A 12,553-nucleotide genomic window follows, 5' to 3' on the forward strand; every position below is an offset into this window, starting at 1 on the left:
CCTTTCATGTGTCAACTTCAACTAAAAATTATATATTGTCAAATGGCAAAAAACAAGGGGAGAGGAAAATGAGCTGAGAATGGGCAAAATAAAAACGAGGTTTTTATTTCTTTTCAAAAAGTTTACAAAAGATAATGTAAAAAACTGTAAAATAGTTTATAATAATTAACACGACAGGTGCAGTTGTGTATAATATGTGAATTTGTAGAATCTTATGAAAAAACTGTCTATATATAGGAAGAAAGAGTACTTACGGAGGCTGATGGGATGTTTGGTTTGTATTTTGATGATTATGAAACGCCGGTGTTCCGGCCCCCCAGTGAAGCGTTCAGCTTTATCCTGCGCGTAACCCGGGGCTGTGCCCACAATGCCTGTACGTTCTGCGCCATGTACAAGGAGGTGCAGTTCTGCGTCTGCAGCGATGAGGAGATTGCCAAGCAGATCGGCATGGCTGCCAAGTATGCCAAGGACCAGGTGAAGCGGATTTTCCTGGCGGACGGGGACGCTTTGGTGCTGCCCACCGCCAAGCTGATCAAAATTTTACATGTGCTGTATGAAACCTTCCCCAACCTGCAGCGGGTAACCTCCTATGCAGGGCCCCGGGACATCCTGCGCAAAAGCGACGAGGAAATGGCCCAGCTCCGGGAAGCGGGGCTCAAGATGCTGTATCTGGGCCTGGAAACCGGGGATACGGAGCTCCTCCGGCGGATCAAGAAGGGCGTTACGGCGGAAGAGGCCATTGCTGCCGGGCAAAAGGTCATCCGCAGCGGCATGAAGCTGTCCATGATGGTGATTGCAGGGCTGGGCGGCAAGGAGGGCAGTGAGCGGCACGCCATAGAAACAGGCAAAGCCATTTCGGCCATTGAGCCCAATATGCTCAGCGTACTGACCCTGCGGCTATATAAAGGAACTGAAATGCTGGAGCAGTTCCAGAACGGGGAATTTGAGCTGCTCTCCCCGGCGGGCCTGGCCCAGGAGGTGCACACCATGCTGGAGCACACCTTTATCAGTCCAGAGCGCCATACGCTGTTCCGCAGCAACCATATTTCCAATTACATTATGCTGAAGGGCACCCTGCCCCAGGATAAGGAGCGGCTGCTCCGGGAACTGGAAGAGTCCATGACGAAGCTTTCCAAATTGACGGATTGGGAAGTTTATACTAATATGGAGTATTAAGGTTGTATCATTTGAAATATAAGGAAAAGAGGCACCCATTATGAGACTGCATAAACTTCTTGCAGCATTGCTGCTTTCCATGCTGGTACTGCCCCTGCCTGCAGGTGCAGCTGCAAAAAAGGCCGCTCCCTTGACCGTAGGGGATAAGGGCTGGAAGGTCAAATCCGTTCAGATGAAACTCAATGCCATTGGGGTAAAGACGCCGGAAACCGGGAAATATACCAAGGACCTGGCAGAACAGGTACGGGATTTTCAGCGGAAAAACCGGCTGAAGGTCACCGGCCAGGTGGATGACAATACCTATTACCGGATTACCGAATCTGCCTTTGAGAAAGAGGGTATCCACGGGGTCAGCGGCCGGGACATTGTCCGTACCGCTTCCCGCTACAAGGGGGTTCCCTACAGCTTTGGGGGAACGACACCCCGGGCTTTTGACTGCTCCGGGTATGTCCAGTACGTCTTCCGGCAGCACAAGGCAGCGCTGCCCAGAACGGCGGATCTCCAGTATGAAAAGGGCATGTTTGTTACCCAGCGGCAGCTGCTGCCGGGGGACCTGGTTTTCTTTACCACCTATGAACCGGGGGCTTCCCATGTAGGCATTTATGCCGGCCAGGGAATGTTCTGGAGTGCCACGTCTTCCGGCGGGGTGCGTTTATGCAGTTTGCGTGAAAATTATTGGCGTACGCGGTATTATGGCGCCAAGCGAGTTCTGGTACCGGATTCCGGGCAGCGCTCGTACCGCTGATCAATCGGGGGGTTATGACTAGATGATTAGAGAAAGACGCAATAAAGATAAGCTGACCAGCTACTACAACAAATTTATCAACGAAGGGATTCTGGATCCCAACGTGCATCCCTGGGTGGCCGAATCCTGGCGCCGGTGCGAAGCCCGGAAACTGAACCATGAAACCATGCCGGTGGATGGGGTGCGCCTGTCTCCCAGCGAGCTGCAGCACCAGCTGGAGCTGCAGAAGGATGTAATCGAGTATGTGGACGGCTTGTTTGAACAGAACCAGCAATATTTCAACAGCCATAATCTGAGTATGCTGCTGGTGGATAAAGACGGCTACGTACTGAAAAACTACGCCATGCCTTTCTTCCAGAGAAGCATTGAAGATATCCAGGGCATGCGGGTGCTGGAGGAGGACGTGGGTACGTCCAGTATTTCTGTGGCCCGCAGCCATAATGCGCCGTTTTTGATGTTTGGGCCGGAAATGTGGATTCGGGAAAGCCATTCCGGGGACGCCTGCTCCACGCCTGTGATTGTAGCCGGGCAAAGCCGGTACATCATGGCCATTTTCTCCCTGGACCAGAACGACCTGCCCTACGATATTCTGCTGAGCCTTTTGATGACCATGCGGTATTCTTTGGAAAAATTCCTGGATATGCAGGAATTCTGGCAGGCTTGCGGGCTGATTTCGGAAGAAATCCCTGCTTCTGTATACTGGGTCAATAAGGACGGGTCCCTGCGTTTTGCCAACAGCAACGGGAGAAAGCGGCTGGAAGGGAAGGACCGCCTGGATCAGGTCTTCCTGAACTACGAGCATATTCCCATCCAGAAAGGTCTAGGGGGCAAGAGCACCATCCGCAAGGAAATTACCTGGATTACCCAGGACCGGACCTACGAAGATGTGACCAGCGTCCTGCCGGTGAAGCTTGCCGGCCGGGTGGAAAGTGTCATCATCATCTCCATGGCCATTGAAGATCTGAAAACCACCATTGCCCATGCTACCGGCTACAGCTCCCGCTACAGCCTGTACAGCATGGTGGGCAATTCCAACGAATTCCTGGCGCTGCAGCACAAGGCTGCCCGGGTTGCCCGGGGCGACAACAATCTGCTGCTCCAGGGGGAACCGGGTACGGGCAAACAGCGCCTGGCTCATGGTATTCATCAGGCCAGTCCCCGGGCGGCGGCACCGCTGATTACGGTACGGGGCCACGAAGGTCCGGAAAGCCAGCTGGAAGCCGAGTTCTTTGGCTCCGACGACGGGGCCGGCCATGTCAGCGCAGGCAGCCTGGAACTGGCCAACGGCGGCACGTTGTTCCTGGACGAGATTGAGAAATTCCCTGTCCGGCTGGAAGATGTGCTGGCCGATGCCCTGCGCAACGGGGTGCTGAACCGGGAAACCGGCACCCGCCGGAAATTCAATGTCCGGGTGATTGCCGCCTGCGATTCCAACCTGAAGCGGCTGACGGACAAGGGACTGTTTTCCAGAAGCCTGTACGAACTGGTGATTGGCACCGTCATCCGGGTTCCGCCCCTGCGGGAACGGGTGGAGGATGTGGAAGTTATTGCCAACCACATTCTGACGGAAATGGCTGCCCGGCACAATATGCCCAGCAAGACCCTCTCCAAGGAAGCCCTGCATATGCTTAACAGCTGTCAGTGGCCGGGGAATATCAAACAGCTCCAGGGCGTGATTGAGCAGGCTTTCTTCCATACGGCCGGCAGCGTCATTGAAGCGTCCCATATCAAGCTGCCGGGAGAACATCGGATTGAAAAGTCCTGGAAGCACGACAAGGATGCCTTTGTGGCAGCCTGGAAACAGGCCGGCGGCAATATCAGCAAGCTGGCTCTCATGCTGGATGTAAGCCGGGTAACGCTGTACCGGTATTTGAAGAAATATGATTTGGGGCCAAGCAAATAAGCCTGGGCCAAAACAATGACTCCTTTGGGAAAAATCCCGGAGAAATTGCATCAAGGGGTGGTGCATAGGTGCTGAAAACTTATCCATCACCCTGATTTTTTTTGTGGAGGTCGCAGAATGCGTTTACGAAAGAAACCTTGGATTGCCAGGGCCTTGGAAGACTATACGGGAAAAGAACTGCTGGAAGATCATTTGGAAGAATACCGGGGCAATTGGTCCAAGCTGCTGGGAGACCGGCCGGTCCATATGGAAATCGGCTGCGGCAAAGGAAAGTTCCTGGCAGAAATGAGTCAGCTGCATCCGGAAATCGGGTATTTGGGCATGGAAACCCAGCGGGACATCTGCTACCATGCCGTGAAGAAAATCCGGGAACTGGAGCTTCCCAACGAACGGATTCTCCGGGCCAATGCGGAGCACCTGCTGGATTGGTTTGCGCCGGGGGAAGTGGAGCAGCTGTATCTTAACTTCAGCGATCCCTGGCCCAAGGCCCGGCACGCCAAACGGCGGCTGACCTACCGGGGCTTTTTGGCCACCTACAAGACCATTCTGAAACCCGGGGGCCATCTCCGCTTCAAAACGGACAATGATGACCTGTTTGCCTTTTCCGTGGAAGAATTTCAGGCCTTTGGCCTGACCATCCTGGAACTGAGCCATGACCTGCACCATACGGATATTCTCAATGAGGCCCAGACCGAATATGAGGAAAAATTCAGCGGGAAAGGGAAAAACATCAATTTCTGTGAAGTGGTTTTCTAAAGGAGCAGGAGGGTTATGCAAAAACGGTTTTTGATTTGGGAAAATCCCAGGGACGCCATTGTTTCCCTGGTACTGTTTCTCATGCTGCTGGGCTGCGTCAATGTATTCAGTGCCAGCTTTGTGACAGCGGCCGATATGTTTGGCAACGGCTATCACTACCTGATCCGGTACGCTGCCTACGGGGCGGTGGGACTGGCCTTCATGTATTGGCTGGGCTGGAAAACCGACTATCATAATTTCTTTAACTACAATTCCCAGATCTATGCCATCTTTTTGGCCATTCTGATTGGGGTGGATGTTTTTGGGAAGACCACCAAGGGGGCCCAGCGCTGGGTCACTATGGGGTCCATTTCCTTCCAGCCTTCGGAATTTGTCAAGCTGGCGGTGATTATTATGGGAGCCGGCTATTTGGGCCATTTGATGGTCAAGGGGAAAAAGCCCCGTCTGATGGATTTGGGCAGCAACCTGGCTTTTTGGGCTACGGCGGTTTTGGCCGCTTTGGTGCTGCTGCAGCCGGATATGGGTACGGCGGCCATTATTATGGCCCTGATTACTGTTTTGTATATTGTGGCAGGGCTGGACCTGCGGGAAATCGGGATTTTGGGCGGCGCAGGACTGGTCGTATCCATTGCCGCCATTCTCCAGGCACCCTACCGGATGAACCGGGTGCGGCTCTGGATTGATCCCTATCTGGACCCCCAGGGCAACGGCTACCAGGCTGTACAGTCTTTTGTGGCCATTGGCAGCGGCCGGCTCATTGGCAGCCATTTTGGCATGGGCTTTGGCAAGTTCTTCTATCTGCCGGAAGCCCATACGGACTTTGCCTTTGCCATTTTCTGTCAGGAATGGGGCTTTTTGGGGGCACTGTTCCTGATTTTCAGCTTTATCCTGCTGGCGTTTGCCCTGTACCGGGTGGGCCAGCATACCCAGGACCGGGCCGGTTTTCTGCTGGTCACTGGGGTGAACTTCCTGGTGGTGGGCCAGGCCTTTGCCAATATGGCCATGGTCTGCGGCCTTTTGCCGGTTATTGGCGTTCCCCTGACCTTTATCAGCTACGGGGGCACCAGCCTGGTTGCCAGTCTGATGGGCATTGGTCTGGTGCTCAGTGTGTACCGGGCGGAAGTCCAGCGGGAGCGGGGAAAACTGGCTCCGGATATGCCCCGGAGTACCCAAAGACCCCGTTTTGGCACTCGGCCTGGGGCTAGGAGGTGGCGGCCATGAAGTTTCCTAAGATTCCCAAGCCTTCCCGCCGCAGTCAGCCGGAAGAGCGGAAAACCAGGTTCCCCATCCCTCCCCATAGGGAACGGGTGCTCCATCTGGATGCGGACAAGCAGAGCATCTTGAAGCAGGGCAAAACCCGGGCCGTGTGGATAGGCCGCCTGGTAGGCATTATGGTGGTATTGATTATCGTCCGGATTGGCTATCTGCAGCTGGTGGATGGGGCCCAAAATGCCCGGAACGCCATGGACCAGATTACCGGGGAACATACGGAAGTTACGCCCCGGGGCAGTATTGTGGACCGGAACGGGGAAGAGCTGGCGGTCAGCGTTATCAGCAAATCCCTGTACGTGAATCCCCAGGAAATGAAGGATGACCCGGCCCGGTGGCCGGCGGGAAAGATGCCCCAGCGGGATCCCCGCCGGGTGGCAGCGGACCAGCTGGCCCCTGTACTGGGACTCAATGCGGACGACCTGTACCAGGAGTTCTCCGATACCGATAAGCAGTTTATTTGGGTCAAACGGACCCTGGACCCCCATGTGACGGACAAGGTGGAAGCAATTCTCAAGGACCAGAAGCTGCCGGGTTTCCATTTCCAGGAAGAAAGCAAGCGCTTTTACACGAAAAACAAACTGGCAGCCCAGGTGCTGGGTTTTGTGGGCACCGATGATGTGGGCCTGGAGGGTATCGAAGCCTCCATGAACAAGGAGCTGAAAAGCGTGGATGAAAAGCGCAGCAGCTACTTTGACGCCCACGGCAACCGGGTGGCCCAGCAGGGTTCCCAGCTTCAGACCCAGGCCCGCCGGATGAATACGGTGGAGCTGACCATTGATGCCCAGATGCAGTTCATCTTGGAAAAAAGCCTGGACGAGGCCATTGCCAAAACCCATGCGGCCAGCGCTGCAGCCATTCTGATGGATCCCAATACCGGGGAAATCCTGGGTATGGCCAGCCGGCCCACCTTTGATCCCAACGTGTTCTACAAGGGCACCCAGCAAGAGTATATGAACCGGGGCGTGGGCATTGTGTACGAGCCCGGCTCTGTCTTTAAGCCCATTATCGGCTCTGCCGGTCTGATGGAAGGCATCATTACCCCCAATACGCCCTTTAACGACCAGGGTTCCATTGATGTAGGGGGCCGGCGGATCCGGAACTGGGACGGCAAGGGGATGGGGCACGTGACCTTTACGGACATCATCAAATTCTCCCTGAACACCGGCATGGCCGACCTGGGCCTGAAGCTGGGAGGCGAGAAGGAAACGGAATACGCCAAGCTCTTTGGCTTTGGTTCCGTAACCGGCAGTGATGTGCCCGGGGAAGAAGCGGGCATCCTGTACAATCCGGAAAACATGGTTCCCTCCGATGTGGCTACCATGGCCATCGGCCAGGGGATTGCGGTAACGCCCCTGCAGATGCTGCGGGGCATCTGCGCCATTGCCAACGGAGGTACGCTGCTGAAACCCTATATTGTGAAACGGGTCATTGCTCCCGACGGCAAGGTGCTGCGAGAGGGCAAGCGGGAAGTGGTACGCCAGGTAATTACCCCGGAAGTGGCTGAGGAAATGCGGGGCATGATGGAGAAAGTGGTTTCCGAAGGCGGCGGCAAGACGGCACAGATCAAGGGCTACAAGATTGCCGGCAAGACCGGTACTGCTGAAAAACTCTCCCCCAAGGGCGGCTACATTCCCGGGGTGTATATTGCTTCCTTCGTGGGCTTTGTGCCCAGTGACAAGCCCAAGTACGCCATGATCATCATGCTGGACTCTCCCAAGGGCGCCTTCTACGGCTCCCAGGTGTCCGCGCCTATTTTCCGGGATACCCTGCAGCAGATCCTGGTAGCCAAGGGCATTCAGCCCAGCGACTCCGAAGGTCTGCCTACGGTGGAATCCCTGATTTCCGGCGGCGGAGAGCAGAAGGAACTGGCCCCCCTGGTACCCCAGGAGGACGGCTCCGTGAAGCTCACCAATCTGGCGGGTTATTCCATGCGGGAAGTGGCTGCCGCCCTGGAAGGGGGCAATCTGTCCCTGATTCCCATTGGCAGCGGCACCAGCTGGAAGCAGGATCCGGCTCCGGGAACGGTACTTCAGCCGGGAAATACCGTAACAGTCTATTTTCACTAAAAGAATGATTTGTCACAAGGCCTGGCATGGTGTAAAATAGCTTTATCATGCCAGTACCGCCTTGGGGCGGTATTGCTGGAAGTTCCAGATTAAGGCAGCCTGCGCTGACGCTTGCCGTCAGGATAGGTCGCCGAACGGGGCTTTCCGGTCTTGCAGCAAAACAGAGGGCGTGTAACCAGTACACGCCCTCTTTCTATGGAATAAGGAGAAATTTGTATGAGTGAACCTATCATCATGGCCGGCCAGCCAGTGGCTGCCAAAATCCGCCGGGAACTCCAGGAAAAGTTCCAGGGCCGGAAGGTGACCCTGGCCACCTTTCTGGTGGGCAATGATGCGGCGGCCCAGGTTTATAAGCGCAGCCTGCTGAAAACCGCCGCCAGCCTGGGCATCCAAACCCGGGAGGTGGTGCTTCCCCAGGAAACCACCCAGGAAGAGGCCAACCGGGCCATGGACCAGCTGAGTGCGGACCCTTCCGTTACGGGAATCCTGCTGCTGGTTCCTCTGCCCCATCAGATTGACCGGATTGCCCTTTTGGCCCATATGGATCCGGATAAGGATATGGACTGCATCCATCCGCTGAACAGCGGCAATTTTTATGTGGGCACCAGTCCTTGGGCTCCTTGTACGCCCCGAGCCTGCATGGCCATTTTGGACTATTACCAGGTGCCCCTGGTAGGGAAAAATGTGGTTATGGTGGGCTACGGCAGTGTAGTGGGCCGGCCGCTTACCCTGATGCTTTTGGGAGAGCGGGCTACGGTAACCGTCTGCCGCTCCACTACCAAAAATCTGCCGGCCATTACCCGGCAGGCAGACGTGATTCTCTGCGCCGTGGGCAAACCCAACCTGATCACCGAAGACATGGTCAAGGACGGCGCTGTGATTGTGGACATCGGCATCAATTCCCTGGAGGGGAAACTGGTGGGAGATGTGCCGGAAGACGTAAAAAAGGCCAAGGCTTCCGCCTACACGCCGGTCCCCGGAGGGGTGGGCGTGGTCAGCAACCTGATGGTAATGGAAACCTTGACCCGCAATTTGTAAGTTTTTATTTTTGATCCTTGGCGGCCAGTTTGCCCAGGAATTTTTCCTTGTTGACCAGGAAGCGTTCGTGGGTGCCTTGGCCGATGGTGCCGTAATCATCGGAGACCGTAATCTTGAAGGTCAGCTTGCGGCCATCTACGCCCACCAGAACGGCTTTGGCGTTGACGGTTTTGCCTACCAGGGTAGCGGCATCGTGGGACAGGTTCACGCTGATGCCCACGCTGGTGGTAGCGTCGTCCAGGCAGGGATTGACGATTTCACAGGCGGCTTTTTCCATCAGGGCCAGCATGGCCGGGGTGGCATAAACATCCAGGGACCCGCTGCCCATGGCTTTAGCCGTGTTGGTGTGAAGAACGGTTTCGGAGGCTTCGCCTACAGAACCAATGCGAAATTCTTTCATACTCTCACTTCTTTCTGGAATTATTGTTGAACGAATTCATCTTACTCGCTTTCTGCCGGAAAGGCAAGGGCAGAAGGCAGACTGTTATATTTGCAATTGGAGGAGGACGCATGTTTTATTATCAGTTGATTGCCAGCCATCCTGCGGATCGGCCGGCTTTGCTTGACCAGGACCGGGTCATTACCTATGGTGAGCTGCGGGAGCAGGTGGACCGGTGGGCCGCCTTTTTACAGGAAGCCGGACTGAAAAAGGGGGAACGGGTGGGCCTGTTTTCCCGGAACTGTGCGGAATACGTAGCGGCCTATATGGCGGTAATCCGGGCTGGGGGCGTGATTGTTCCCATTAATTTCCAGCTGGTGCCCCGGGAAGTGGCCTACATGATCAAGGATGCGGAGATTCATCTGTTCCTGACCCAGGCCAAATTGGAACTGGACGGGCCGCTGGCAGAGCTGGGCTGCGCCCCGGTGCGGCAGCTGACCTTTGGGGAACTGGACGCTCCGGTAAGCGGCAGTTTGCAGGAGGTCCCCCGGACGGAGGACGACAACTGCACCATCATTTATACCTCCGGAACTACGGGCCGGCCCAAAGGGGCTATGCTCAGCCATAAGAATCTGGTAGCCAACGCCTGGGATTTCCAGGACGCCATCCATGCCCGGCCGGAAGATGTTATCCTCTGCCTGCTGCCCATGTACCACTGCTACGCCTGGAGCATCTGCGTCAGCCTGAGCTTGCTTTTGGGGGCCCAGCTGGTGATCCAGGCCAACTACAATTTCAAGACTGCCATCCGGCTGGTACAGCGCCATGGGGTTACCCTGTTTACCGGGGTGCCTGCGGTGATGGAGCTGCTGCTGGAAGGGGCCGAGCCCTCCGAGCTTTCCACGGTACGGGAATTTATTTGCGGCGGAGCTTCCCTGGGCAAGGTATTGGGGCAGAAGTTTGCGGATAAGTTTGGCCATCCGGTGCTGGAAGGCTACGGCCTGTCCGAAGCGGCGCCTGTGGTGTCCGTAAACCGGCCGGGGAACGTGAAGTTTGGCTCCATTGGCCTGCCCCTGGTGGAAGAAGAAGTCCGCATCTTGAATCCCCAGGGCCGGGAAGTGCCCCAGGGCGAAGCCGGCGAAGTGGTGGTCCGGGGTCCCAACGTGATGCTGGGGTACCTGAACCGGCTGGAAGCCACCAAGGAAACCCTGGCGGGAGGCTGGCTCCACACAGGAGATGTGGGCTATGCCGATGAAGACGGGTTTATTTTCCTGGTGGACCGCCTAAAGGATATGATTATTTCTAGCGGGGAAAATGTCTACCCCCGGGAAGTGGAAGAAGCCATTACCCAATATCCCGGTATTCGGGAAGCCTCCGTGGTAGGCGTAGCCGACCGGCTTCGGGGCCAGGCCATTACGGCCTTTTTGGTGCTCCAGGAAGGGGCCCAGTGCAATCCCAAGGAGCTGCGCCGGTACCTGTTGGGGCGGATTGCCCCCTATAAGGTGCCCCGGGAATACTTTATCATCCAGGAATTGCCCAAAACCAGTTTGGGCAAAGTGCGGAAAAATATTCTGCGCCAGCAGGCAGAAGAAATTCTTCAGCAGCGGCGCATGTCCGGGAGGTCTTTATGAGAAAAATCCTGATTGGGCTCTGCATTCTGCTGACCTTTCTGCTGGGGGGCTGTGCCAAGGGTCATATTACCCTCCAGGTAACCCGGCTGGGAGCCGCAGATCTGACCTGCAAGCTGACGGCAGTGCCCATGCTGAAACCCACCGTGGATTCCTTCCAGGAGGATTTCCAAAAGGACGGCTATCATATTGAAACGGTCAAGGAAGGGGACTACAGCGGGTTCACGGCCCAAAAGCACTATAACCAGCTGAAGGACATCAAGGACTCCAAGGTACTGAAGACCTTTGACTTCAAGACCTGGGAAAACGCGGCCCAAACGGCGGTGGACCAAAATGGCCAAAAGCCCGACGCCCAAAAACAGGCTGGCAGCACGCCGGCTGCCCCGGCAGCCCCGGCACCGGACAAAGCGGAGAAAAAGCCCATTGTGACCTTGAAGGGCGGACTGCTGTTTGATACCATCAGCGTCCACACCGGCGTAAACATGGGCACCAATGAAAAACTGAAAAACAAGGACGCTCAGGCGGTACTGGAAAATGTCATGAAGCAGATTGACCTCCAGTTTACCCTGATTCTGCCCACCGGCGTGGACAGCACCAACGCACCCCAGGTCAGCGACGACAAACGGGTGCTTACCTGGAAGCTTCCTTTGGGGGAAGAAGTGCCCCTGGATGCTTCTGTTACCTACCTGAACCCGGTGAAGGCTGCGGGCTGGGTTATGGTGATTATTGTGTTAGGCGGCGTAGCCTTAGCCTACGTGCGGAAAATCCGCCGGCAGAAGGCCATGCGGGAATGGACGGCCCGGCAGGAAGCCAGCGCCAGGATCATCCCCCTGCCGGAAGATCAGGTTCAGACCTCCGCTCCTGACAAGAAGCTGGAACAGGAACTGAAGGCCAAGGCGGTGCCTGAAGAAGAAACCCCAGAGACGTCCCCAACGGAGGACAAGCCGGAGCATCCGGAGAAATCCTAAAGAAAATTTCCGTTTCCCTTTTGGGAAACGGTTTTTTCTCCAGGCTTTTTGACCAATCAGTCAATTTTTTGTACTTCAAGCAAGTTTTACTATTACACCAAGCTTGAATTTATGTTACAATAAAAATAGAGCTAGAATGGGAGGGAATTGTATGGCAGACGATTTTTTGAGACTGACCAAATTGAACATCTATGTTGGCGAGGATTTCTTTTACAAAGACAGACCCTTTTATAAAGCAATATTTGATATAGCCAATCAATACAAAATTGCCGGCTGTACTGTGTACCGGGGAACCCAGGGCTACGGCAGCTGCATCCGGGGCAAGGAACGGCGGCTGTTTATCAGTGTTTCCGAAGCCATCAACCTGTCGGTGATCATTACCATGATTGATACCAAGGAACAAATTGAACGGCTCTTCCCGTTCCTGAAGGAAAACCTGACCCATGGTGTGGCAACGGTGGAAGAAGTGGATATGCTGATGACGGACTTTGTGAAGAACGAATACGAAAAGTCCATTGCCAAGCGGCCGAATCCCGCTCCCCAAGGGTAATACAGAAAAACAAAAGAAATTCGCCGGGCATAGCCGTTTGGGGCTATGCCCTTTGTTGTGGCAGAAAGGAAGCAT

11 protein-coding genes are annotated in these 12,553 nt (G+C 55.3%); 10 read left to right on the plus strand and 1 reads right to left on the minus strand.

Features of this window, described 5'->3' with window-relative positions; genetic code table 11:
• Positions 1-267: 267 nt before the first annotated feature.
• The 7 genes from LKE88_RS09930 (at position 268) to LKE88_RS09960 (ending at position 8,956) form a co-directional block, all read left to right on the plus strand.
• A complete protein-coding gene (locus LKE88_RS09930) occupies positions 268-1,176 on the plus strand; it encodes a radical SAM protein (protein ID WP_199614403.1) in 909 nt (302 codons plus the stop codon).
• Positions 1,177-1,216: 40 nt separating this feature from the next.
• Complete coding sequence (locus tag LKE88_RS09935) at positions 1,217-1,921, plus strand: C40 family peptidase (protein ID WP_231085765.1); 705 nt, start codon at positions 1,217-1,219, stop codon at positions 1,919-1,921.
• A gap of 22 nt (positions 1,922-1,943) precedes the next feature.
• Complete coding sequence (locus LKE88_RS09940) at positions 1,944-3,824, plus strand: sigma-54-dependent Fis family transcriptional regulator (RefSeq protein ID WP_105326743.1); 1,881 nt, start codon at positions 1,944-1,946, stop codon at positions 3,822-3,824.
• Between the two features lie 117 nt (positions 3,825-3,941).
• Positions 3,942-4,580 (plus strand): tRNA (guanosine(46)-N7)-methyltransferase TrmB, encoded by a 639-nt coding sequence (trmB, locus tag LKE88_RS09945; RefSeq protein ID WP_105326744.1) that lies wholly within the window; start codon positions 3,942-3,944, stop codon positions 4,578-4,580.
• A 15-nt stretch (positions 4,581-4,595) separates the two neighbouring features.
• The gene (locus LKE88_RS09950; RefSeq protein ID WP_105326745.1) at positions 4,596-5,801 is read left to right on the plus strand and encodes an FtsW/RodA/SpoVE family cell cycle protein; all 1,206 of its coding nucleotides are present in this window, start codon (positions 4,596-4,598) and stop codon (positions 5,799-5,801) included.
• Complete coding sequence (locus LKE88_RS09955; RefSeq protein WP_105326746.1) at positions 5,798-7,918, plus strand: penicillin-binding transpeptidase domain-containing protein; 2,121 nt, start codon at positions 5,798-5,800, stop codon at positions 7,916-7,918. Before LKE88_RS09950 ends, LKE88_RS09955 begins: the two co-directional genes overlap by 4 nt.
• Positions 7,919-8,134: 216 nt before the next feature.
• Entirely contained in the window at positions 8,135-8,956 is an 822-nt protein-coding gene (locus tag LKE88_RS09960) for a bifunctional 5,10-methylenetetrahydrofolate dehydrogenase/5,10-methenyltetrahydrofolate cyclohydrolase (RefSeq protein ID WP_105326747.1), read from the plus strand.
• Between the two features lie 4 nt (positions 8,957-8,960).
• Here the strand turns inward: LKE88_RS09960 and LKE88_RS09965 are convergent, their stop codons facing one another.
• Complete coding sequence (locus LKE88_RS09965; protein WP_105326748.1) at positions 8,961-9,356, minus strand: thioesterase family protein; 396 nt, start codon at positions 9,354-9,356, stop codon at positions 8,961-8,963.
• Positions 9,357-9,466: 110 nt separating this feature from the next.
• Here LKE88_RS09965 and LKE88_RS09970 point away from each other — a divergent pair, with 110 nt between their 5' ends.
• From LKE88_RS09970 to LKE88_RS09980, 3 genes are all read left to right on the plus strand, one after another.
• Positions 9,467-10,963, plus strand: coding sequence for a class I adenylate-forming enzyme family protein (locus LKE88_RS09970; RefSeq protein WP_276803501.1), 1,497 nt, complete (start codon positions 9,467-9,469; stop codon positions 10,961-10,963).
• Positions 10,960-11,928, plus strand: a complete 969-nt coding sequence (locus LKE88_RS09975; protein ID WP_199614405.1) for a hypothetical protein — start codon at positions 10,960-10,962, stop codon at positions 11,926-11,928. Before LKE88_RS09970 ends, LKE88_RS09975 begins: the two co-directional genes overlap by 4 nt.
• 151 nt (positions 11,929-12,079) lie before the next feature.
• Positions 12,080-12,478 carry a putative PII-like signaling protein gene (locus LKE88_RS09980; RefSeq protein ID WP_276803503.1) on the plus strand — a complete coding sequence of 133 codons (399 nt, stop codon included), beginning with the start codon at positions 12,080-12,082 and terminating at the stop codon, positions 12,476-12,478.
• Positions 12,479-12,553: the final 75 nt, after the last annotated feature.

It is taken from the genome of Acidaminococcus hominis (genome assembly GCF_022484025.1).
GTDB classification, from domain to species: Bacteria; Bacillota; Negativicutes; order Acidaminococcales; family Acidaminococcaceae; genus Acidaminococcus; species Acidaminococcus hominis.

Bases quoted from the DNA above. Each gene is read 5' to 3' on its own strand.
- LKE88_RS09930 (WP_199614403.1), top strand. From the start codon at position 268: ATGTTTGGTTTGTATTTTGATGATTATGAAACGCCGGTGTTCCGGCCC.
- LKE88_RS09935 (WP_231085765.1), top strand. From the start codon at position 1,217: ATGAGACTGCATAAACTTCTTGCAGCATTGCTGCTTTCCATGCTGGTA.
- LKE88_RS09940 (WP_105326743.1), top strand. From the start codon at position 1,944: ATGATTAGAGAAAGACGCAATAAAGATAAGCTGACCAGCTACTACAAC.
- trmB (WP_105326744.1), top strand. From the start codon at position 3,942: ATGCGTTTACGAAAGAAACCTTGGATTGCCAGGGCCTTGGAAGACTAT.
- LKE88_RS09950 (WP_105326745.1), top strand. From the start codon at position 4,596: ATGCAAAAACGGTTTTTGATTTGGGAAAATCCCAGGGACGCCATTGTT.
- LKE88_RS09955 (WP_105326746.1), top strand. From the start codon at position 5,798: ATGAAGTTTCCTAAGATTCCCAAGCCTTCCCGCCGCAGTCAGCCGGAA.
- LKE88_RS09960 (WP_105326747.1), top strand. From the start codon at position 8,135: ATGAGTGAACCTATCATCATGGCCGGCCAGCCAGTGGCTGCCAAAATC.
- LKE88_RS09965 (WP_105326748.1), bottom strand. From the start codon at position 9,356: ATGAAAGAATTTCGCATTGGTTCTGTAGGCGAAGCCTCCGAAACCGTT.
- LKE88_RS09970 (WP_276803501.1), top strand. From the start codon at position 9,467: ATGTTTTATTATCAGTTGATTGCCAGCCATCCTGCGGATCGGCCGGCT.
- LKE88_RS09975 (WP_199614405.1), top strand. From the start codon at position 10,960: ATGAGAAAAATCCTGATTGGGCTCTGCATTCTGCTGACCTTTCTGCTG.
- LKE88_RS09980 (WP_276803503.1), top strand. From the start codon at position 12,080: ATGGCAGACGATTTTTTGAGACTGACCAAATTGAACATCTATGTTGGC.